This window comes from Paraburkholderia sp. GAS333, from assembly GCF_050435665.1.
Taxonomy (GTDB): domain Bacteria; phylum Pseudomonadota; class Gammaproteobacteria; order Burkholderiales; family Burkholderiaceae; genus Paraburkholderia; species Paraburkholderia fungorum_A.
This window is the reverse complement of record NZ_JBNDKS010000005.1, coordinates 440,145-465,128: the sequence shown is the minus strand read 5'-3', so window position 1 is coordinate 465,128 and position 24,984 is coordinate 440,145. Positions and strand designations below refer to the sequence as shown.

General features: G+C 64.3%; 7 protein-coding genes. 2 read left to right on the top strand and 5 right to left on the bottom strand.

All coding sequences use genetic code 11. The features are described from left to right. Window positions 1-23: 23 nt before the first annotated feature. From ABH945_RS26930 to ABH945_RS26915, 4 genes are all read right to left on the bottom strand, one after another. Window positions 24-17,264 (bottom strand): non-ribosomal peptide synthase/polyketide synthase, encoded by a 17,241-nt coding sequence (locus ABH945_RS26930; protein WP_429252551.1) that lies wholly within the window; start codon window positions 17,262-17,264, stop codon window positions 24-26. A 156-nt stretch (window positions 17,265-17,420) separates the two neighbouring features. Continuing rightward, on the bottom strand, window positions 17,421-18,878 hold the full coding sequence (locus tag ABH945_RS26925) for a peptide synthetase (RefSeq protein WP_429252550.1): 1,458 nt from the start codon (window positions 18,876-18,878) through the stop codon (window positions 17,421-17,423). A gap of 75 nt (window positions 18,879-18,953) precedes the next feature. Beyond that, window positions 18,954-19,718, bottom strand: a complete 765-nt coding sequence (locus ABH945_RS26920) for a thioesterase II family protein (protein WP_429252549.1) — start codon at window positions 19,716-19,718, stop codon at window positions 18,954-18,956. 10 nt (window positions 19,719-19,728) lie between these two features. After that, complete coding sequence (locus ABH945_RS26915) at window positions 19,729-19,977, bottom strand: MbtH family protein (RefSeq protein WP_074767254.1); 249 nt, start codon at window positions 19,975-19,977, stop codon at window positions 19,729-19,731. A gap of 594 nt (window positions 19,978-20,571) precedes the next feature. Between ABH945_RS26915 and ABH945_RS26910 the strand changes: the two genes are divergently transcribed. Then, window positions 20,572-22,305, top strand: a complete 1,734-nt coding sequence (locus ABH945_RS26910; RefSeq protein WP_074767257.1) for an IlvD/Edd family dehydratase — start codon at window positions 20,572-20,574, stop codon at window positions 22,303-22,305. Between the two features lie 196 nt (window positions 22,306-22,501). Here the strand turns inward: ABH945_RS26910 and ABH945_RS26905 are convergent, their stop codons facing one another. After that, a complete protein-coding gene (locus tag ABH945_RS26905) occupies window positions 22,502-23,302 on the bottom strand; it encodes an AraC family transcriptional regulator (RefSeq protein WP_429252548.1) in 801 nt (266 codons plus the stop codon). A 260-nt stretch (window positions 23,303-23,562) separates the two neighbouring features. Between ABH945_RS26905 and ABH945_RS26900 the strand changes: the two genes are divergently transcribed. After that, the gene (locus ABH945_RS26900) at window positions 23,563-24,981 is read left to right on the top strand and encodes an MFS transporter (RefSeq protein WP_429252547.1); all 1,419 of its coding nucleotides are present in this window, start codon (window positions 23,563-23,565) and stop codon (window positions 24,979-24,981) included. The last annotated feature ends 3 nt before the right edge of the window (window positions 24,982-24,984 follow it).

Genomic DNA, 24,984 nt, shown 5'->3' with positions numbered 1-24,984 from the left:
AATCGGGTCGGTTGGCCATGGCTTTATTCAAGGTCCGCCAGCAACTGGCTTAGGGTGGCGGCGTCGGCCTGCATCGCGTCGACGCGTGCGGTTTCGGCGTCGAGGTAATCGGCGAGCGTGCGGATCGTCGGATGCTGGAACAGCGCGGCGAGCGGCACGTTGCGCGGGACCATCTGGTTGATGCGCGCGGCCACGCGCACGCCGCTGATCGAATCGCCGCCCGCTTCGAAGAAGTTGACGTCGACGCTGTGGACAGGGTGGCCGAGGACGGTTTGCCAGATGTCCAGCAACGCGGCTTCGCGTGGCGAGCGCGGGGCGACTGCCTGCGAGTTGTCGTCGTTTTCCCATGCCGGTTCGGGAAGCGCGCGGCGGTCGAGCTTGCCGCTGGGTGTCAGCGGTAATGCATCGAGCGTGACGATGGTCGACGGCAGCATGTGAGCGGGCAGCGTGCGCGACAGTTGCGCGCGCAGCGTAGCGCCCTGTGCTGTACCGGTCACGTAGCCGATCAGACGCTGACGTGAACCTTCGCCCTTGATGGCGACGGCGGCGTTCTTCACGCCTTCGCACGCGCATAGGGCGGCTTCGATTTCGCCCGGCTCGATGCGGAAGCCGCGCAGTTTGATCTGCTGGTCGAGTCGGCCGAGAGGTTGCGGACGGCCTTCGTTGTTCAGTCGGCAAAGGTCGCCCGTGCGGTACAGGCGCGCCCCCGGCGCGCCATCGGGATCGGGCACGAAGCGCTCAGCCGTCAAGCCCGGCCGACGCAGATACCCGCGCGCCAGATTGCTGCCGCCGATACACAGTTCACCGAGCCCGCCATCGGGCACGGCAAGGCCGTGCTGATCGATCACGCGCAACACGGTTTCAGGAAGCGGATCGCCGTGCGTAATCGGCTGATCGGCAAACACCTGCGCACCCGCCGAATAGATCGTGGTTTCGGTCGGGCCATACAGGTTCCACAACGACACGCCCCGCGCGATCAGCGCGGCGGCGAGGTCGGGATGCAACGGCTCCCCCCCACTCAACCCCAGCAACGGACGATGCGCCGCCGACAGGTCATCGCGCCAGCCCGCTTCGAGCAGCATGCGCCATCCGCTGGGCGTGGCCTGGAACACGGTGGCCTGGCTGGATTCGAGCCGCGCGGCCAGTGCGAAGCCGTCGCGCGCGGTCTGCGAGGAGACCATTTCAAGTGGCACGCCGCGCACGAGCGGCAGACAGAATTCGAGCAGCGAGATATCGAACACAGGCGCGGATTCGCTGAGCCAGAGGTCGTTGTCGCGCAGGCCGGGGCTTAGCTCGATGCTGGCAACGAGGCGGTCGAGTGCGCCATGCGTAACGCCGACGCCTTTGGGCTTGCCCGTCGAGCCTGATGTGTAGATGACATAGGCAAGCTGGTCCGGGTGAATGGTGGCAAGCGCGGGAGGCGCGTGGAATTCCGTCCGACCGTTGCGCTCATGCGTCCCTGCCGCCAGTTCGGCGTGCAACGCGCGAACGTCGACCACATTGCGCCCCGCAAACGCATGTTCTGAAGAGTGTGTATCGGCAAGCACATGCAGCACTTCGGCATCGTCGAGCATGGCGGCGATACGGTCAGCCGGATAAGCGGGATCGACGGGCAGATAAGCGGCACCGGCCATCCACACGCCGAGCATCGCCGTGAGGAGCGAAGGTCCGCGCGCGACGCACACGGCGACGCAGCTATCGGGTTCAACGCCATCGTGCGCGAGACGCTCAGCAATAGCCGACGCCCACGCCATCAGTTCGCGATAAGTCAGTGATACATCCTCGCCACGAACCGCAATCGCATCCGCATCCGCATTCGCCCGCAAAGCAGCCGTTCGCATAACCCGCTGCACCACCGGCACAAACGCATGCCCGTCAAGCGGCACCGCTTCACGCTTCGGCGCACTCAACGTCAAACTCCGCAACTCACGCAACTCACGCGACTCACCGTCAGCGCATTGCACCAACTGCTCAAGCAACTCGACATACCCGCGCGACAGCAGCTCGACCTCCGGGCGATCGAGCCGCAACCCGTCCCATTCCCATTCGAGCGTGAGCGTCGGTTGCGGCACCACCATCAACGTCAGTGGATAGTGCGTGCGGCCCACCGACTGCACCGCGCTGACCCGCAAGCCGGCGCTCCCGTCAGGCTCACTGGAGACAGAAAGTGCATCCAGCGCGGCATCGAGCGGGTAGTTCTCGAACACGAACAGGCTGTCGAACAGCGCGTCGCCGCTGCGTCCCACCCAGCGTTGCAAGTGCGCAAGCGGCGTGTGTTCATGACGACGCATCTCCGCCGACTGCGCCTGCATCCGCCGCAGCCAGCCGCCCACATCTTCGGCACCCGGCAGCGTCGCCCAGACCGGCAAGCTGTTGATGAACAGCCCGAGCATCTCGTCCGCACCATCGAGCGATTCGGGACGGCCGGACACGGTCGTGCCGAACGCCACCTGTTCGCGATTGCCGAGCCGCGCGAGCAGCAACGCCCACGCGCTCTGCATCAGCGTATTGAGCGTGACGCCGAAGCTGCCGGCAGCCGCATGCAGACGCGCGTCGAGCGCGGCGTCCAGCGCGAATTCCGTGCGATAAGCGCCATCGACAGCCACGCGCGGCGCGGCAACCGAGGTGGTCAGCAACGCCGGATCGTCACAAGCCGCCGCCGCTGCGCACCACCACTCGCGTGCATCGGTTTGTGCCGCGAGCCATTCGATGTAGGCGCGATACGGCGTGGCGGAGTGCTGCGCCGTGCGGGCCGAATCGACAGCCCGATAAGCGTCGCCCGTTTCCGCCAGCAGGCGCGCGGCGCTCCATCCATCGAGCAGCGCGTGATGGGTCGTCCAGACCAGGTCGTGCGCGCCATCGGGCCGCGCGAACAGATCGAGTCGCGTCAGCGGCGCGCGAGCCGGATCGAAGCCGCGCGCGAGGTCGTCGCGCATCCACGTGACAAACCGCGTTTCGTACGCGGCGAGCGTTTCATCGCGTGATTCGTGCACGCCGAAAGGCAACTCGACGTGTCGTTCGACGACCTGCCACGCTGCATCGTCGCGCCATTCGAAACGCGTACGCAAAATGTCGTGCCGTTCGACAGCGTATTGCCACACCGCGCGCAGACGTTCGATATCGAGTGTGCCGGTCAACGTCAGTCTGCGCTGCGTGATGTACATGCCGCCATCGCCGCTCTGCTGCGCGATGCTGTGAAACAGCAGCCCCTGCTGCATCGGCGTCGCCGGATACGCATCCTGAACACGCTGCGGATCGAAACCGAGCGCGGCGAGCGCCTGCGCATCGAGCGGCTGCACGGCGGCAGTCGCGGATTCGTTGCCATCGCTTTGATTTGCAGCGCCGGTCTGCACGACGGCGCAAAGCGCCCGCACACTAGGCCGCGCAAACAGATCGCGCGACGAAAACACCAGCCCCGCGCGACGTGCCTGTGCGACGACCTGGAACGCGTTGATCGAATCGCCGCCGGCCGCGAAGAAGTTGTCGTCGATACCGAGCGCCGGTTGACGCAACACGTCGCGCCATACGGCCAGCAGCGCATGTTGCAGCGGGGTTTCTGGCGCGACGCCGCTATCGGCGCACGCAAATTCCCGAGGCTCGGGCAGCGCGGCGCGGTCGATCTTGCCATTGCGCGTCAGCGGCAATACATCGAGTATTTCAATCGATGCGGGCACGAGCGCAGCAGGCAGGCGTGCGGCGAGCGCATCGCGCAATTGCGTTGCATCGAGATCTTGCCCCACGACATAACCGAGCAGACGCATCCGCTGATGCTTGTCCGCACGGCCAATCACCACCGCATCCCGCACGCCGGGCAGCGCGCGCAATTGCGTTGCCACTTCGGCGGGCTCGACGCGATAGCCGCGGATTTTCAGTTGATCGTCGACGCGTCCGAGGAATTCGAGTTGACCGTCGTCGCGTCGCCGCGCCTGGTCGCCGGTGCGATAAACGCGCGCGCCCGCGACAAACGGATCGGGCGCGAAGCGATCGGCGGTGAGCATCGCTTGCCCCCGATAGCCGCGCGCCAGCGCGACGCCGCCGACGTGAAGCTCTCCGCGCGCGCCATCCAGCGCCGGATGACCGTCCGGGTCGAGCAGATAAACGCGCGTGTGATCGAGCGCATGGCCGAGCGGCAGACGTCCTGAGGCATCGCGCTCCGAGGTCATCACGCCGACCGTCGATTCGGTCGGTCCGTAGTGGCCGATGATTGCGCAACCGGCATGCAACTGGCCGACGCGTTCGAGCAGCGCAACAGCGCTTGTTTCGCCGCCGAGCAGCAACGCCTTGCGTGGAATCACCGAAGCGGGGTCTGCGGCGTTGAGCAAACCTTCGAGGTGGCTCGGCGCGATTTTCAGCAGATCGGCGGGATTCGCGCGGCACCAGTCGGCGTAGCGGTCGGCGTCGAACGCGCGTTGTTCGTCGATTAGCTGCAGGGTCCAGCCCGAATACAGCGCGGCCATCAGCGTCGAGTGACCGAGATCGGCGGCCGGTGTCGACAGATAGACGGCGCTGCGGATGCCGCCGGGCAAACGCGCGAGCAACGCCTCGGTGTAAGCGGCGAGCGAGCGATGCGAGACGAGCACGCCTTTGGGCGTGCCGGTCGAACCGGACGTGTAGATCAGGTACGCGGCGAGGTCGGCGTGCGCGGTGGCCGACACGTCGTGTCCGGCGGATGCAGACGCGGTTTCCCACATGTCCGACGGCTCGACCAGTGCAATATCGTCGGGACGCCATGCGTGATCGGCTTCTTTATCTGCGATTACACACCGTGCCTGGGCATCGCGAATCTGCCAGTGCAGGCGTTCGGCGGGTGCCAACGGATCGAGCGGCAAATAGACACCGCCCGCGCGCCAGATCGCGAGCATTGCCACGATCAGGTCCGCGCGACGCGGCAGCACGACAGCCACCACGGTTTCGATCCGCACGCCCGACGCGGCCAGGCGAGCGGCCAACGAGCCGGATCGCTGCCACAGCGTCGCCCAATCGAGTGTGCCGCTTTCGTCGTGCAACGCAATTGCCGTTGGCTGGCTGCATGCGTGTTGCGCAATGCGAGCTAGCATGCCGCCGTTCCATGCGGACGGCGCGAACCCGTCGTTGTCGAATGACGTGACAGGATGCGCTTCGCCGCGCACATGAAGCACACCCAGCGCGCGTTCTGGATCGACAATGAACTCGCCGAGCGTCTGCTGCAATTGCGCGAGCAGACGCTGCACGGTGGTGCTGTCGAAGCGAGCCGATTGCGCGGCGAGCGTCAGGATCAACTCGTCGCCCGGCACCGCGATCAGGCTCAACGGGAAGTGATTGCGGCCGTCATGCGAGTGTCCTTCGATACCGGTCGCAAGTCGCTCGATCGCGAGACCCTGCACCAATGGTGCACGCAACGCGGCATCGAGCGGATAGTTTTCGAACACGAAAATGCTGTCGAATAGCGGCTCGTTCGCGGCACCCGTGATCTTGCGTTGCAATTGCGCAAGCGGCGTCTGCGCGAGTTCCTGCAACGCGAGATTGCGCGTTTGCAGCGCATTGAGCCATGTTCGAACGCTTGCCGAAGGCGGCAACTGGACCGTCAGCGGCAGCGTGTTGATGAACAGGCCCACGGTCTCGCCGGCATTCGGCCAGCCGTCGCCGCGTCCCGATACGGTGACGCCGAACGATACGTCACGCCGGTTCGCGTGACGCGACAGCAGCCACGCCCACGCGCCCTGAAGCAGCGTGTTCAACGTGACGCCGCAAGCGCGGGCGAAGCGGTCGGCTTGCGCGGTCAGCGCGCGGGGCAGACGTACCGTGTGTTCAATCTGTTCGCTGTTTTGTGCGTGTTCTGGCAAGGCCGAAGTTGCATGTTCAGCAGCCGCCAGCGGCAACGGTGTACGCGACCAGTCGGTGAGTAAGTCGCGCCATTTCTGCGCCGTGTCGTCGTTGTTTGCGGCACCGCTTTTCTGTTCGAGCCAACGTACGTAGTGGGCAAATGCCGGTGCGGGGGGCGCCGTAACGTCGATCTCCGCCGTGGTCCCAGATAAAGCCCGGTCATACGCCTGCAACACGTCGCGTAACACCAGCCCGATACTCCAGCCATCGAGTTGCGCATGATGAAAGCGCCACACGAACCAGCGGCATCCAGCATTGCGTTCGATCAGCAGCAACTGCGCACGCGCGGCATCCGCGAAATCGAAACCTTGCGACTGCGCGTCGCGCCATTGCGACGCGAGCGCGTCGCGAGCCTCGCCGTCAGTCAGATGACTCCAGTCGAGCGACCGTATTTCTATCTCGACGTGCTGGCGCACCAGTTGCAACGGCGTGTCGAGTCCGTCCCAACGGAAATCGGTGCGCAGCGCCGGATGTCGCGCGACCACCGCTCGCCATGCCGCAGCGAACGCATCCGGCGAGAATGGTCCCTTCAATTCGAACACGCGTTGCAGATAGTACGGATCGCGAGTCGAGCGCTGAGCCAGCGACAGCAGCCCTTGCTGAAGCGGCGTCGCGACGCACAGGTCTTGCAATCCGGCGCGTTCGGCGGCGCTCAGTTGCAGCGAGTCGGCCAATGTGACGTCGATTGCGATGCCGGTGGCTGCTGTTGCGCGCGATTTCGCTTCCGGTGCCGCGAGTTGCGCCACCCGCGCCAATTGCTCGACGGTCGGGTTCTGAAAAACCTGTCTCGGCGTGAGGTCGAAACCCGCTTCGAGCGCCGCACCCACCATCCTGAGACTGACGATCGAATCGCCACCCGCCGCAAAGAAATCGGTCGTCACGCCGAGCGTTGCCGAGGGCAGCAGCGTGCGCCAGATAGCGAGCAATTGCGCTTCGAGTTCATTACGCGGCGCGACGATCGCAGTCGCAGCGGTATCCACGGCGGGCGCGGGCAGGTTGCGTCGATCGATCTTGCCGCTCGACGTCAGCGGCAACGCATCCAGCACCACCCACGCGGACGGAATCAGCGCGGCCGGCAAGCGCTCGGCCAATGCGCTGCGCCATGGCGCGTGACCATCGTCCAGTGCAGTGTCGCTGACCAGATAGGCGACGAGTCTCGCCGCGCCATCGTCGTGTCGCAGAACCACGGCCGCATCGCGCACGCCGTCCAATGCACGCAACGCCGTTTCAATTTCCGCCGGTTCGATCCGGTGGCCGCGCAGCTTCAGTTGCTGATCGAGACGGCCGAGATAGTCGAGGCCACCGTCGGCTCGTTTGCGGCTCAGGTCGCCCGTGCGGTACAGCCGCGAACCCGGTGCGCCGAACGGATCGGGCACGAAGCTCGCCGCGGTCAGCGACGCGCGTCCGTGATAGCCGCGCGCCAGATTGTCCCCGCCGATGCACAACTCGCCAACCGCTCCCGCCGCTGTCGGCAGGCCGTCCTGATCGAGTACGCGCAACGTGGTGTCATGCAACGCAACGCCGAGCGTGACGGGTTGATTGGCGGCGACGGAGGCCATGCTCGACCAGATCGTCGTTTCGGTCGGGCCGTACATATTGGACAGCGTCACACCGCGTTCGAGCAGCGCCGAGGCCAGATCGGCCGGCAATGCTTCGCCGCCGCACAACGCCTGCAACGGACCGCTCAACGCGACGCCCGCGCGCGTTTCGCTGTCGAGCAGCATGCGCCAACCGGCGGGCGTCGCCTGCATGACGGTGGCGCCGCTTTGTCCGATCAGACGCAGCAGACGCGCGCCGTCGAGTACCGTTTCGCGCGACGCCAGTTCGACTCGTGCGCCGCGCGTGAGCGGCAGGTGCAACTCCAGCCCGGCGATGTCGAACGACAACGTCGTCACGCTGAGCCACACGTCCGTATCGCTGAAATCGATGCGCGCGGCGACGCTCGCGAGCAGGCGGTCGAGGCTCGCGTGCGTGACGCACACGCCCTTCGGCTCGCCGGTCGAGCCGGACGTGTAGATCACGTAAGCGGCCTGTTGCGGATCGATCGGCTGACTCCAGCCGTGCGCCGCTTCGCCGTGCACATCGTTCACGCGCACCAGCGTACGGCCCGCGAAGCAGGCTGCAAGCCGGGCGGCGCTGGCGTCGTCGGTGACGATCAGATCGACACCGGCGTCGTCGAGAATGCGTTGCAGCCGTTGCGGCGGATGATGCGGGTCGAGCGGCACATACGCCGCGCCGGTTTTGGCGATGCCGTACAGCCCCGCGACCATCTCGACGGAACGCTCGACGCACAGACCGATGCGTTGTTCCGCGCGCGCGCCGAGCGCCTTGAGGCGGCGTCCGATCCGGTTCGACCATGCATCGAGCGCGGCGTAGCTGAGCGTCTTGCCTTCGCAGCCGAGCGCATGCGCCGCCGGTTTGCGCGCGGCCTGCGCAGCGAGGCGCGCGCCGATCGGCACGAAGCGATGACCGGCGACGCGCCGCAAGACTTCGTGCGACGCCTCGGCAGCTGCAGCGTCGCGATGGGGCATCAGGTTGCCGACCGCCTGATCGTCGGCATCGGTGGCGCACAACGCGGCGAGCACGTCGCGCCAGGCGGCGGCGAGTTGCAGCAGCAGCGGCTGCGCGACGCGCGCGCCGTCCGCGAGCCAGACGACACGGCCTTGCGCGTCGTTCGACACCAGCAGGGTCAGCGGATAGTGCGTGCGCTCGACCGACTCGACATGGCTCACGCCGACGCGGCCGAAGCGGCCGCGCAACGCGGCATCGACGGGATAGTTTTCGAACACGAGCAGGCTGTCGAACAGCGCGTCGCCGCTCTTGCCGCTCCACTGTTGCAGATCGGCCAGCGACGTGTGTTCGGCCTGATGGCGCTCGCCCTGCGCGGCGTGTACCGACGACAGCCACGCCGACACGCGTTGCGCGGCCGGCACTTCGATCCACGCGGGCAGGCTGTTGATGAAGAGGCCGACCATCCGTTGCGCGCCGTCGAGTTGCGCAGGGCGACCCGCGACGGTCGTGCCGAACGCGACGTGACGGCGATTGCCGCGTCGCGCCAATACGAGCGCCCACGCCGCCTGCACGAGCGTATTCACCGTCACGCGATGCCGTTGCGCGGCGTCGCGCAGCCGGTTCACGAGCGGTTCGCCGAGATGCTGGGTGTGGGTCAGCGCGGCGCCATGTTCCTGCGCGGCGCGCGCCTCGTGTTGCAACAGGGTCGCCGGTTCCGGGTGGCGCTCCAGTTGGGCGAGCCACCAGTCGCGCGGCGGCGTTTGCGCCGACAGCCACTCGACATAGCGGCGATATGGGATCGCCTCCGGTTGCGGCGGCGTTTCTCCGGCGACGCGCGCGACATAGTCGTCGGCGATTTCACCGAGCAGTTGCGCGCTGCTCCAGCCGTCGAGCAACGCGTGATGGATGGTGCGGACCAGATCGTGCTGCCCGTCGGCCCGCGTGAACAGCGCAATGCGCAACAGCGGTGCGCGCGCGGGGTCGAAGCCCTGGCGACGGTCGGCATCGCACCAGGCCTGCAGGTCACGCTCGTAATCGGCGGGCTCGAGCGCGGACCAGTCGTATTCGACGAACGGCAACTCGACGCGCCGTTGCACGAGTTGCAACGGATCGGCTGCTGGCGGCACGACGAACGACGTGCGCAGGATGTCGTGACGCGCGACGGCGTTGCGCCATGCCGCGGCCAGCGCAGCATGGTCTAGCGGACCCTCCAGCGTGAGCCGAAGCTGGTTGACGTAAAGGCCGTGCCCGCCGTCCATCAATGCATGGAACAGCAGGCCTTTTTGCAACGGCGTTGCTGGGTACAGATCCTGAACATTGGCGCGCTCCAGGTTCAGCGCATCGAGCGCAGGCTGGTCGAGTTGCGCGAGCGGAAAATCGCTGGCGCCGAGCGGCATATCGCCTGAAATACATCGGTCGATGAGCGCGGCGAGTTGCGTTTCAAAATCGCTTGCAAGCGACTCCGCGACACCGGACGAGATGTGCGCCGGGTCGTAGCGCAACGTGGCCGTCAACCGGCCGTTGGAAATCCACGCGTTGATGTCGAGCGCGTAATCGAGCGGCGTGTGAGCGGCGACGGCCGCGCCCAGATTGTCGTCGAGCGCGAACGAAAGACGTCCGGCGAGCGAACCGGTTTGCGGCAGGCTCTGATCGAATCGGCCGAGATAGTTGAAGCTGATTTGCGGGGCCGGCAGCGAGTTCGCGAACCGCTCGCGCACGCGATGCCAGTGAGCGCCGCGCAACGGGATGGCGCGCAACGTGCGGGTGGCCGCGACCAGTGGATCGCCGCCGCGCAGATCGAACCATGCCGGATAGCGGGTAGTGAACCAGCCGACTGTCCGGCTCGTGTCTAGCGCGGCCTGTGCGCCATTGGCGGTGCCGTTGAGGTCGCGTTCCGCGTCGCGCCCGTGGCCTTCGAGCGACAGCAATGCGCCGCGAGCTCCGCTCCATCGGTTCAGCGATGAAGTGAGCGCGGCAAGCAACAGTGTTTCGGTGGTGGCGCGTGCGGCGGCGGGCGCGTCGCGCAGCAGCTTGCCGGTCAGGTCGGCTGAGAGCTTCAACGTCTGAGTCTGGCTGGTGCCGACGGTCGGCTTTTCATCGCGCGCCGATGCTTTTGCCGTGCTCGAACCTTGCACGATCTGGGCGGCTTCAAGGTCGGCGTGCGCGGCGTTTTCGTGCGAGTACGATCCGGCGAGCAACGCGTGCCACGCATCGAATTCTGCTTCGAGCGATGCCTCATCCGCCGCGTCCTGCTGATGTTGCACCCATGCGCTCCACGGCAAGCCGCCGGGCAACTCAACCGCCTGCTGTTGCGCAAGTTGCTCATACGCAAGCTGGAACGATTCGAGCAGAACGCGCCACGACATGCCATCGACCGCGAGGTGATGGATGGTCAGCAGCAACCGCCCTTCGTTTTGCAAGCGGACATAAGTCGCGTTCAGCAGCTTGCCCGTTTCGATATCAAGGCTCTGCTGCAACGACGTGCCGATCGCCACCAGACGCTCGGGCCACAGCGGCGAATCGGCTGTTCCGTCGAAGTCGACGACCTCGAGAAACGTGGTCGCGGAGGGCATCGACTCACGCGGCTGCACCTGTTGCCACCAGCCGCCAGGCGAGCGGACGAACTTCAGACGCAACGCGTCGTGCGCGGCAACGACCGCATGCAGCGCCTGCCTGAGCAAAGCGGGATCGAATTCGCCTTGCACACGCAACGCGACGGTCTGGTTCCAATGCGATTCGCCCTCGGGAAAACGCTCGAAGAACCACGTCTGAATCGGCGTGAGCGGCAAGGGTTCGTGCCGTTCGGATGGCATTGCCTGATCGGCGTCGCCAGCCGCAATCGTGAACGGTAACTGCGCAAGCCGCGAAATCACCGGCTGCGCGTAAAACTGCTTCAGCGTGAAATGCATGCCGCGCTGTGCGGCTCGCGACACCACTTGCAGACTCAGAATCGAATCGCCGCCCACAGCAAAAAAGTTATCGTCGACGCCGATTGCCTGCGTCCCCAAAACCGCGCGCCAGATGTCGAGCAGGTCCGCTTCGTGACGATTACGCGGTTCGCGCACAGACGCTTCAGCGTTTTCCGCCGATTCCACCGGCTCCGGCAATGCGGCGCGGTCGATCTTGCCGTTCAGCATCAGCGGCAACGTGTCGAGTTGCATCAGCACGGCGGGCACCATATGGGAGGGCAGACGCGCTTCGAGCGTGTCGCGCAGCGCCCGCAGATCGAGCGACGCCGCACCGGCCACATAGCCGACCAGACGCAGATGCCCGTCCTTGTTGCGCGCTTCGACGGCGGCGTCGCGCACGCCGTCGCATTGCCGCAGCATCGCTTCGATCTCGCCCGGTTCGATCCGGAAGCCGCGCAGTTTGATCTGCCGGTCTATCCGCCCCAGAAAGTCGAAGCCGCCGTCAGCGCGGCGGCGGCACAGATCGCCACTGCGATAGCAGCGCGCGCCGGGCGAGCCGTCCGGGTCGGGGACGAATCGCTCGGCGGTCAGCGCCGCCTGTCCGACATAGCCGCGCGCCAGCGTATCTCCGCCAATGCACAGTTCGCCGATGCCGCCGACCGGCACCGCGTTGCCGTCGACGTCCACCACTTGCGCGGTCCGCGAAGGGAACGGCGTGCCGATCTGCACGATGGGCTGTTGCGCATCGTCGGCGCTGGTCCGGCGATGCAGGCAGGCGACCGTGGTTTCGGTCGGGCCATACAGATTGTCGACGTGGATCGCGCGCAACGGGCCGCTGTTCCAGCGGGCGAGCGCGTCGCCGGGCAGCGCCTCGCCGCCGACCGTGATCTGGCGCAGCGCGGCGAGGCTTGTGCGCGCGGGCGGCGATTGCAGCCATTGCTGCCAGTAGGCGGTCGGCATCCGCGCGAAGGTGACGCGCGAATCGATCAGCCGCTGGCTGAGTGTCGCGAGGTCCCACGCCTGCGGGCCGCGCATGACGACGCGGCCGCCCATCAGCAACGCGGGCAGCATTTCGTGCAACGCCACGTCGAAATTGATCGTGGACGACTGCAACTGGCAATCGTGTTCGGTGATCGCGTAGTTGTCGATGAAGTCGGCGAGATGCAACGCGAGCGCGCGGTGGCTGACCGCCACACCCTTCGGAAGACCGGTCGAGCCGGACGTGTAGATCGTGTACGCGAGTTGGTCGGGATGCGGCGTTGTGACGTGGCGTTGCGTGCTTTGCGGGCTTTGTGTGATGGTGGCCGTTGCTTGATGGATGTCGAGCGTCGTGCGCGCGTCGAACACGTCGGCGAGCGAATCGAGGTTGACCGTGTCGCTGACCACGACACGCACGCACGCATCGTCGAGCATGTAGCGCAGACGTTCGGCCGGATAGACCGGATCGAGCGGCACGAATGCGGCACCCGCCTTCCAGATGCCGAGCAGCGCGGCGATCATGCCCGGCGAGCGTTCGACGCATAGTCCGATGCATTCGTCGCCGCGTACACCCGCGTCCAATAAACGCTGTGCGATGCGGTCGGACCAGCGATCAAGCTCGCCGTAGCTCAGTTGTTGCGCGTCGCATTCGAGTGCGATGCGGTCGGGATGAGCGGTCGCCGTGCGCGTGAACTGTGCGGTGAGAGAAGTTTGCGCGGCCTGTTGCGTCGCGCGCTTTGGCTGCATCTGCAACACGGCTGCCGCGCTGGCCGAACGCTGCAACACAAAATCCCGCACATTCGACGCCGCGCCTTCAGCGGCCTGCGCAACGATGGCGAGATACGCGTCGGCGAGTTGTTCGACGGTGTCGCCATCGAATAACTCGACCGGGTACTCGAACGCGAGTTGAACGCCGTCGTCATCGCGAGAGAGATTCAGCGCAAGATCGAACGGCGTCGCTTCGGCGCCATGTTCGACGCGCTGCAGTTGCAGCGTGCTGGAGCGCAGTACCTGCTTCCAGTCCACCTGATCGAAGTTGAATGCAACCTGAAATAGGGGCGTGCGCCCGTTGTCGCGCTGCGGCTGCAACGCCGCAACCACGCGATGAAACGGCACGTCCTGATGGGCCTGCGCGTCGAGCAGCGCGTCGCGCGTATTGCGCAACAGCGACGCGAACGGCAACGCACCCGTGAGCGCGACCCGCACCACGACCGTGTTGACGAAGTAGCCGATCGCACGTTCCGCCAACGCATCGCGCCGGTTGTTCAACGGCACGCCGATGCGGATATCGGTTTGTCCGCCGTAGCGGTAAAGGAGGGCGGCGAACGCGGCCATCAGCGTCATCGGCAGCGTGAGGCCGTGGCTGCGCGCCAGCGTGCCGATGCGCGCGACGAGGTCGGCGGGCAGGCGTCGCGTGACGCGTGCGCCAGCGCTGTCGCGCGGCGCATCGCGCCTTGCGCCCGACAGCATGATGTCAGTGTGCTGGCTGCCGAGCTGCGCGCGCCAGTATGCGAGTTGTTCGTCGATCCGTGCGGCGCTCAGCGCGCGGCGTTCGTGTTCGACGGACGTGAAATAAGCGCAGGGTTGTGCATCGCCGGATACGACGCGGTTTTCATAGCGCTGGAACAGCGATTCGATGATGAGCGCGAACGACCAGGCATCCGCGACGATGTGATGCATCGTCAGTTGCAAAACGTGTTCGTCCGCTGCTACGCGCACCAGTGTTGCGCGTAGCAACGCGCCGTGGTGGAGATCGAACGGCGCGTGCGCAATCGCGATCAGTTGGTCCTGCAGATGCGCTTCACGGCTCGCGGCATCGAACGATGAAACGTCGGTGACGTGCCAGTCGAAGCGCGGTGCGTCAATGGCCTGCTGATAGGGCACGCCGTCGCGTTCGTCGAAACGCACGCGCAGCGCGTCATGGCTTGCGCAGACTTCGGCGAGTGCCTGGTGAAGCCGCGCGACATCGAGCGGGCCGCGGGCCCGCAACGCCCCCGACACGTGATACGCGGTGCTGGCGGGGTCGAGCTTCCACTCGAAATACAACGCTTCCTGGGCGGGCGAGAGCGGGTGAGGCGTGCCGTCTCGTTGCGCCGATGCGAGTGTGGATGAAGTTGCAGCAGGCTCGGCAACGAGCGGCGCAATCACAGCCCTTCCGGCGTGCTGCATGGTGGTCACCCATTCAGCTTGCAATGCTACGGTGCGCGCTTCGAATACGATGCGCGGCGGCATGGTCACGCTGAACGTTTCGCCGACTCTCGCCGCCAGTCGCGCGGCTTTTAGCGAGTCGCCGCCCAGGTCGAAAAAGTCGTCGTCGATGCCTAACGGTGCGTGGTCGAAAACGGCCTCCCATTGTTCGACCAGCGCCTGTTCGACCGCCGATCGCGGCGCGCGATACGGCGCTCTTGCCAATGCGTTGCCGCTGGTATCCGAGGCCCGCCGATAAACCGCGACAGTCGGCAGCGCACCGTCGCGCCATGCGGTTGCGCACGCGCTGCGGCGCAATTTGCCGCTCGACGTACGCGGCAGATCGCCGGGAGCGAGCAGCACAATCACGCTGACCGGTTCGCCATGCGCTTGCGCGACCGCGCGGTTGATCTGTGCGAACAGCTCGGCCGGATCGGTTTTCGCCACCGCGCGCGACACCTCCGCGGCAATCCCGATTCCTTCGACGCCTTGCTCATTCGCGGCGAACGCGATGATCCGGCCTTTGCGAACCTTGTCGACCTTCTGCGTCAGCGTCGCCTCGATATCCTGCGGATAGTAGTTTTGTCCGCGAACGATGATCAGGTCCTTCACGCGCCCGGTGACGAATAATTCGCCATCGACGACGCAACCCAGATCGCCAGTGCGCAGCCAGTGTTGCGCGCCTGCGTTGTCTGTATCGCGTGTGACGAAGGTCTCGGCGCTGGCTTCCTCGTTGCGCCAGTAGCCGTTGGCAACGCTCGGCCCGTTGACCCAGATCTCACCGATCTGTTCATCGGCCAGTTGAGCCTGCGTAGCAGGGTCTACGATCAGCACGCTGTGCGCGTCCGGCACGCGGCCGCAACTGACCAGCGCCACACCGTCACCGGATGCCTTCAGCGCGCCCTCGCTGAGCGCTTGCGGCGCGACATGGCGCACCTTCATGCCGTGGCCGGGCTCCGCGCCGCTGACCAGCAGCGTCGCTTCCGCGAGACCGTAGCAGGGGAACAGCGCGTTCGCGTCGAAGTCGTGCATGCCGAACTGCGCCGCGAACTGCATCAGCGTTTCCGCGCGAATCGGCTCCGCGCCGCAGAACGCGACGCGCCAGCTATCGAGCTTGATGCCTTCGAGTTGCGCGCTGCGCACTCGATCCGCGCACAGCTGGTAAGCGAAATTCGGGCCGCCGCTGACGGTGCCGCGATAGTTGGCAATCGCTTTCAGCCAGCGAGCGGGCGCTTCGAGAAAGTGCTGCGGCGACAGCAGCACGAGCGGGAACCCACCGAACAACGGCGCCAGCAGGCCGCCGATCAGACCCATGTCGTGGAACAGCGGCAGCCAGCTCACCATCGTGTCGGCGGACGTGAAGGCCATCGCGGAACTGATCGCGCGTTCGTTCGCGACGAGGTTCGCGTGACTGACCATCACGCCCTTCGCGGTGCTGGTCGAGCCGGACGTGTATTGCAGGAACGCGATGGTCGAGCCGTCGATTGAAACGGGCGCATTCAGGGCGATGGCCGGCGCGTCGTCGGTCGTCGTTGCGTCGACCGGTAACGTGATCGGCACGGCCGTTTCGTAGACGCCCTCGCTGTGCTCGGTGGCGAGCGCATTCACGGCGCCGGCGTGGGCGAGATCGGTCAGCAGCAAACGTGGCTGCGCGTCGCCGAGAATCGCCAGCAGGCGCTCGAATTGTTGCGGCTGGGTCGGCTCCGGCGGATACACCGGCACGGCGGCGATGCCCGCATGCAGACAGCCGAGGAACGCGACCGCGTAGTCGAGGCCCGACGGCAGCAACAGCATCGCGCGATCGCCGGGCGATGCCTGCGTGAGCAGCGTGGCGGCGAGTTGCCGCGCGCGTGCGTCGAGTTCGCGATAGGTGAGCGTGCGTTCGTCGCGTTCGCCATCGGCGAGGAAGCGAATCGCGATCTGGTCGGGTTGATGCGCGAGATGAACGGCAAGCGCATCGAGCAACGTGACCGGTGTTCTGGGAACTGATGCGGCTTGCGCTGCTTCCACCGCTTCCTTCATCGCGCCAGGATTGCGCCGCAGGAACGGACACGCGCCGAAATTCGGCGTCTCGTCGTCGGGCAGGAAGTACTGCTTCCACTCGCGGTTTTCCGCGTCGCCGAAATAACCGAGGTCCGCGTGCGGCGGCACTTCATCCCAGATGTTCAGCCGGCGCCGCACTTCGGAGCGCGCCTGCGTGCTGATCGCGCGGTTCGTCACCTTGTCGACGAACACGGCGCGCGGCTGGAACAGCAGCACCATGCCGGGCCCGAGGTTGCGGCTGTGACGCGTACCGAACGACGGGCACGCGCACACCACGAACGTTTCCAGTCCCGCGAAAGAAAACTCCCAGTCCGGGTGCGAGGGATCGAGTTGCTGTCCCACCTTCGGATCGGGATCGCGGTCGTGCAGATACTGCAGCGTTTGCCAGAACGCATCGTGATACGCGGCGTGCGCCAACGGCTCCTCGTCCGGCTCGAAGAAAATCGCGATGTTGTTCTTCTCGTATTGCGGCAACTGCGCGAGTTCCGCGAAGCTGGCCATCGTGTCCGGCAGCGAAGAGATGTCCTTGCCGTCGATCCACGAATAGAACATCTCGCCGCGCTTCTCGGCCTGGGTGCCGAAGAAACATGGATAGCCCGGGTCCATCACGTCGGCGCGCAGGCGCTCGTACGATGCGGGCAGCCAGTCGGGCAACGGGCGATTGAACGTGTTCGCGCCGACCTGGCGGCCGAGAATGATGCGGGATTGCCAGTCGGATACGTCGATCGCGTCGCCGTCCAGATTCGGGCTAACAGATTCCTTTTCAGGCTGCATCAGATGCTCCAGATGTGCGTGTGCTAACGCCGGCTCGTCGTGTGCGAGCCGGACGGTTGATCCGGTAGGGCAGAAGCCCGAGGACCGCGCCTCGGGCAATGGAGTGAATGGGTGCGTCGCGACGCGGCGGCACCCGTGACGCGCGGGCGGCGCGCGTCAGGTCGTGACGGCGCTCGCGCGAGAGGCGTCGGCGGCAGCCGTGGCTGGCGGCGCGGTGAGTTCAGCGATCCAGTCATCGGGGATGATCGGCTGGTGATACGTGCACGAATCGGATTCGACGGTGGAGCCGTGCAGGCGGCCGTCCGGGATCAGCACCATGTCGCCGGGATGCATCTGCAGTTTCATGCCGAGGTTGCCCCAGAACAGCATGTCGCCGCTTTCGATCACGACCAGCCGGTGCTCGTTATGCACATGCGTGGTCGAGCAGAGTTCATGCGGTTCGATAAACGTATCGCGGTCGATATCCGGGAAATCGATTTCGATCTTGTCGTAGATGCGGCGCGCGTACTCGCAGTACGTTTCGATCGACGACAGCCAGTCCAGTTGTTCGCCGAGATCCCAGCGTGCGCGCTGGGCCAGCAATTGCGCCGCCGCCACGCCTTGCGCGAATTGATGCAGCGCGGCTTCGCCGTGTTGGGTGGCGAGGGTGTCGATGGTGCGTTCGAAACGCGCTTGCAGATTCGCGCGCAAGTCGTTCATGTTCGCACCGGCGGCCGCGCCCGGTGCGATGTGCGCGCAGGCCTTGAGCAGCGCACCGCCGAACGCGAGATGCTCCGCCTCGGCGACGAACGCCGCGCCCGCGAGGGCGAACGCACGATCGGGCCGCGAGCCGAGCGCGTAGAGCAGATTGCAGCGCGCGAGCGTGGTCGGCAGATAGAACTGCCAGTACGAATGCGTTTGACGCGTGACGCCGCACATCGCCGCGATGCGCGCGAAGGTGGCGTCGTCCGGCAGCCTGCTCGACAGGCTCGGGCGAAGCTCTGGATCGAGCCAGTCGAAATAGCAGGAACCGGCGGCGCGCGCGAGTGCAGTGCGGCGCGACGGCAGCGTCGCCCAACGCTGAATCACGATGAAGCGCAAACCTTCTTCGAGAAAATCGCGCTCCAGCAATCTGTCGAAACGCAGGTTCCAGAATTGCAGTTCGTCGTCGATCGTCGTGCTCAGGCGCGTGCTGAGCGTTTCGCGCGATTCGCCGGGCTGCGCCTGGTCGCCGAGATAATCGAATGCGTAGGCTTCGAGGTAAGGGCGAATCTGCGCGCCGATGATCCGCTGTTTATCGGCGTAAAACGCGCTGAACCGCTGTTGCTGGTCGGCCGCGAGACCGGGCACGCGGCAGATGTCGAGTTCGTTGATCGTCAGCAGTGTGCGGTTGGTCGCGAGCGACGGCAGGCGGCTCACGTTGTCCGCGCGCACCGGCTTCTGATATTGCAGGAAGGTGAAATCTTCGGGCCGCAGCGGACGCCGGTAGAAATCGTCGTCCAGCACCAGTTCGTCGACGGATGCGCTGCGAAACGGCTCGCACGCAGCGAATTCGCGCAGCAGCGAGCGGAAGTTTTCGCGCTGCGGTAACTGCGCGGCGAAATCGAACAACGGAGGTAAGGCGGTCGGGTTCATGGGAAGCGACTCCAGTGAATAGGGCAGGTTATGTAGTAATGGACGCCCGGCGCGGTGCGCGCGAGCCCGGCCGCATCAGCCGATGGGTTGCATCTCGGCGGGTGTCTGCTGCGACAACGTTTGGCGCAATGAAACAGCAAGACTGTCGATCACTTCGCCGCGATGGCTGTCGATAAAGAAATGGCCGCCGTCGAAAGTCGAGCGTGAGAAGCGGCCGCGACTTTCGCTTCGCCACGCATCGAGCGTGGCAGGGTCTTGCGTGACGTCGTCGCGACTGCCGCCGAACGCATGCAGCGCGCAATCGAGCGGACGCCGCGTGCCGGCGCGCGGCGCACGCCACGTGCCATACAGATGAAAGTCGTTGCGCACGATCGGCACGACCAGTTCGACGAATTCGCGGTTTGCCAGCAATTCCGGCGCGGTCTGGCCGAACGCCGTCAACTCGTCGAGCACGTCCTGTTCGGGACATGTCAGCCAATCCATTTCAGCCTCGTGATGCGACGGCGCAGGGCAGCCGGATACGCCGAGCCAGCGTGGTTCGATACCGAGTCGTTCACGCAACGCATGCGCCAGTTCGAGCGCCAGCAACGCGCCGAGGCTATGCCCGAACAGCGCGAACGGACGGCCAGAGTGCTGACGCAGTGCAACTTCTGTATCGCCGGCGAGACGGTCGATTAGCGGTGCCCACTCCGGCAGCAATGCCTGATCGTGACGCACGCCACGCCCCGGCAGATACAACGGCGCGATGTGCAGCCAGTCCGGCGCTGCGTGCGGCCAGTTTCGATAGACGGCCGCCGCCCCGCCTGCATACGGCAGGCAAAACAATGTGATCGGCTGCATGGAACGGGTGTTATTGCGCGGTGATGTCGGCAGGGGAAACGGCGGTGCGTGGCGCCTGGGCGTCCATCGCCTGACGCAGGCTGAGCGGACGCATGTCCACCCACACTTCGTCGATATGCGCGAGGCATTCGGCTTTGCTGCCCTGCTTGCCGACGGTGTGCCAGCCCGCGGGCAGACTCTTGTAGGTCGGCCAGATCGAGTACTGCTCTTCGTGATTCATCACCACGTCATACACGGTATTTTCGTCGCCCCAGCTCATAGTTTCCTCGTTAGTGATCCAAACTATCTATGCGCAAAACATAGAAATTCAGGACGGTTGAGTTGTACACACGGAATGAGTTGCGAGTCGCGCAACGAGTCGCGCAATATTACGGACTGCTTTCGATGCGTTGGGTGTTGGCTTGCGTTGCTACGCTGGCTGGAAGATTGATACGCAGAATAGGGCAAGCGTCGGTAAGCGTCAAGGAATGAGAATGATTCTTATCTACATTTGTGTGTTTTTCTGTAACTGCTGAATTGTTAGGCAATGGGTTGGGAATGGCTCTTGCGAGCCCGCGAGGACGGCATTGCAGGCGCGCAAGCCCCGCCTGGCCTGAAGCGGAGCTAAATACCAGAATTGGTATCGATATCGCCAAAAATCTGATTGGAAAGATATCAACCCGCTCCGTACACTTCAGCATTCCCAGAAAATAAGAGACAGCCCCGTGATTCGCGTTTCAGAGCCTTGTACAGCCTGCCGCCGCACGGAACGCGCTGTCGCTATCCGCTTACTCGTCGTACCGCCGGTCGCGCCGCGCCGGTTCGGTCAAACTGGCCGGTGTTTTGACCCGGCGCGTGCATCAAGGAAATAGGCATGTCGGAAAAAAAGCGGAAATTGCGATCGACGGAATGGTTCGGTACCGCCGACAAGAACGGCTTCATGTATCGAAGCTGGATGAAGAACCAAGGCATTCCCGATCACGAATTCGATGGCCGCCCGGTCATCGGGATCTGCAATACCTGGTCGGAACTCACGCCGTGTAACGCGCACTTTCGCAAGCTCGCCGAGCACGTGAAGCGCGGTATTTATGAAGCGGGCGGATTCCCCGTCGAGTTTCCGGTGTTCTCCAACGGCGAATCGAATCTGCGTCCTACCGCGATGCTCACGCGCAATCTCGCGGCGATGGACGTGGAAGAAGCGATTCGCGGCAATCCGATCGACGCGGTCGTGCTGTTGACCGGCTGCGACAAGACCACCCCTGCATTGCTGATGGGCGCGGCGAGTTGCGATGTGCCCGCGATTGTCGTCACCGGCGGCCCGATGCTGAACGGCAAGCTCGACGGCAAGAACATCGGCTCCGGTACAGCGGTGTGGCAACTGCACGAATCGCTGAAGGCGGGCGAGATCAATCTGCATCAGTTCCTGTCGGCGGAAGCGGGCATGTCGCGCTCGGCGGGCACCTGCAACACGATGGGCACCGCGTCGACGATGGCGTGCATGGCCGAAGCGCTCGGCACGTCGCTGCCGCATAACGCGGCGATTCCCGCGGTCGATTCGCGTCGCTACGTGCTCGCGCATATGTCGGGCATCCGCATCGTCGAGATGGCGCACGAAGGGCTCACGCTGTCGAAGATTTTGACGCGCGAAGCATTCATGAACGCGATCCGCACGAATGCCGCGATTGGCGGCTCGACCAATGCGGTGATTCATCTGAAGGCGATTGCCGGGCGCATGGGCGTCGACCTCGAACTGGAAGACTGGGTGCGCATCGGCCGCGACACGCCGACTATCGTCGACCTGATGCCGTCGGGCCGCTTCCTGATGGAAGAGTTCTATTACGCGGGCGGTTTGCCGGCGGTTCTGCGCCGTCTCGGCGAAGCGGACCTGCTGCCGTTCCCGGGCGCGCTGACCGTCAACGGCAAATCGTTGTGGGAGAACGTGAAGGAAGCGCCGAACACGAACGACGAAGTGATTCGTCAACTCGACAATCCGCTCGTCGCCGATGGCGGCATTCGCGTGCTGCGCGGCAATCTCGCGCCGCGTGGGGCGGTGCTGAAGCCGTCGGCGGCCACGCCTGAATTGCTGAAGCATCGCGGGCGCGCGGTGGTGTTTGAGAACCTCGAGCACTACAAGGCAAAGATCGTCGACGAAGAACTCGACGTCGATGCGAACTCCGTGCTCGTGTTGAAGAACTGCGGGCCGAAGGGTTATCCCGGCATGGCCGAAGTCGGCAACATGGGTTTGCCGCCGAAGCTGCTGCGTGAAGGCGTGAAGGACATGGTGCGCATTTCCGACGCGCGCATGAGCGGCACCGCGTACGGCACGGTCGTGTTGCACGTGACGCCGGAAGCGGCTGCGGGCGGTCCGCTCGCAGCGGTGCAGGACGGCGACTGGATCGAACTCGATTGCGACGCGGGCACGCTGCATCTGGATATCAGCGACGCAGAACTCGAACGGCGGATGGTGAATCACGTGCCGCCGCAACCGCCTGAGGGTGGTGGCTATCAACGCCTTTACGTGGACCACGTTTTGCAGGCCGACGAAGGTTGCGACCTCGACTTTCTGGTGGGTTGTCGTGGTGCTGCTGTGCCGCGCCATTCGCACTGACGCAACGATGTTTCGCAGCATCGCAGCACAGCGTTGATTCACGCTGCCAACCCGAGTCAGTCGTGGAACCGTCGCCCGACAGTGACATGGCTGACTCGACCGGGCTCTCTTTACTTCACGCGAACAACGCAGGCCGGTTAGCGGCCGGCATTGCATTCGTCTTGAGTTCAGCGCTGCGCGTACCAGACACGCGCCGCTAACTATGGTTGATATGCGTGCGCGTATGGAGCGCACGCCATGCGCCCGGCGTCATTCCTTGCAAGCGTTTGAAGATTCGCCGGAAATAAGCGGTATCGGCGAATCCCGACAAACGCGCAATTTCATCGACACCCGTACCTGACTCGGCGAGTAAAGCGGCGGCGTGTCGTGTGCGGCGCTCATGCAGCGCCTCCGTCATTGTCTTGTTGAACACGCTGCGAAACACGCGCCCTAAATAATCGGGATTGCACCGCAGTTCCGCAGCAATACTCGACGCGGTGATGGGCGACGAGAACTTCGTCTGAATGACGATCTGCGCGCCTGCAGCAAGCGAGGACGTGGTGCGGGCTTCGTCTCCCGCAGCGACGCCCGAGCGGGCGGCCTCACAGAGAATCAGCATCACAATCGGCCCCAATGTCGCGGACTTTGCGCCGAACAGTTCCTGATCGTTGAGCAATTGACGGAACAGTGAGGTCATCTGATCCGGCCGCGCGATATTCACATGCTGACGTATCTGCAATGTATCGCCATTCGCAGAAAACAGCTGCGTATTCAGCGTGAAATGTACCCAGTAGAATTTCAGATTTCGCGGCGACGGCATGATGCCGCCATGACGTCGATGCGGCCAGAGAATCAGCGCTTCTCCTGGTTGCACTTCGAACTGCTCGTCTTCTTCATGCAAACGCAATACACCCTGCTTGACGAAGATCAGTTCGAACGATTCCAGCGTGCGCGCCGGGTGAATCCAGTTCTCGCTTTTCGCGACGAACAGGCCGCCATTCTGGGCTCTGATAGCCAAACCTGTTTCCACTTCCAGTTTGATTTGCACGCCCGCTCCCCCAATGCGAAATGATTGTTGCCGCATGAATATGACTTGCATGCGGCTTCCGATAATAGTCGGAATTGTCTCCCTGTGTATTGTTTTGTCGCTTGTCGCCGATAGCGGCGCCGGTAGCATGAACACATAAATTTCCGGCCGGAAAACCTATCCGTCAACCCGTCTTGCAGTCGTCGGATTCGACAGGATTTACCGGTCATACAACAGGTATGGAGACGACAATGGCGGATACCACGGCGTTAGGCGGTACGGATAGAAGCATCGACCGGACAGGCTGGTCCGGTACGACACTCTCGGCAATAGAGAAGACCGGCTACGGTCTCGGCGATGCGGGTGGCACGATCATCACCGCGTTGATCGGCAACTTCCTGACGTTCTTCTATACGGACATCTTCGGGCTTGCGCCAGGCATCGTCGGAACGATTTTTATCGTATTGCGCGTATTCGACGCAGTGGCCGATCCATTCATGGGCGCACTCGCCGATCGTACTCATAGTCGATGGGGACGTTTCCGACCATGGCAACTGTGGGGTGCGATTCCAATCGGCGTCGTCACGGTGCTGACTTTCACAACACCAGCTCTCTCATACGAATACAAGGTGGTGTACGCGTTCGTCACTTACCTTCTGCTTTCAGCGTGCTATACGGCAGTGAACGTGCCGTACTGCGCGCTGATCAACACGATGACGACGGACCACAAAGAAGTGATGTCGTCGCAGACCTATCGCTTCGCACTGTGCGGCGTGACCGGCTTTCTGGTATCGACCGGCGTACCGTATCTGGTCAAGCGTCTTGGCGGCGCGGATCAGGCACTCGGCTACCGGCTCGCCGTCATGGTCGCGGCAGGCGTGGCGGTCGCGATGTTGCTGTGCTGTTTCGCGACGGTGCGTGAGCGCGTGCCGCTGCGCGGCACCGGCGGTCTCACCATTCGCGACCAGTTGCAAAGCATGAAACGCAACGACCAGTTGATCGTCATGCTGGCGATGTCGTTTCTGCTGATTACGATCTTCAACACGAAGGGCGGCGGGTACATGTACTTCATTACGTATGTGCTGCATGGCGATGCCGCCTACACGTCGCTGTTCTTCGGCGTCGCAACGTTTTCCGCGATTCTCGGTACGTTGATCGTCAACCGGCTGAGCAAGTACTACGACACGCCGCACATTTATGTGCTGACCAATGTGTTCCTCGGTTTGCTGTCGGTTGCGCTGTACTGGGTGCCGGGAACTTATCAGACGTTGTGGCTCGGTTTGATCCTGATCTATTGCACGGTACTCGGCTTCACGTTGCCATTGCACTTCGCGATGATGGCCTACGCCGACGACTACGGTGACTGGAAAACGGGCGTGCGTTCGTCGGGAATGAACTTCGCGTTCAACCTGCTGTTCATCAAACTTGCGTGGGCGGCCAGCGCGGGCATTATCAGCGCGGTGCTTGTAGTTGTGGCTTACAAGGCCGGTATTGCAAATCAGACTCCCGCATCGATTGGCGGCATTACGGTTATTGCGACGGTCATTCCGGGCATTCTTCATCTCGTGCTCGCCGCGGTTGCGCTTCGTTACCGGATCGACAAACCGTTGCTGGAAAAAATTCACGCCGACCTGAAACAGCGCCGCGTTGCTGTCGACGGCGTTCGCTAAGCG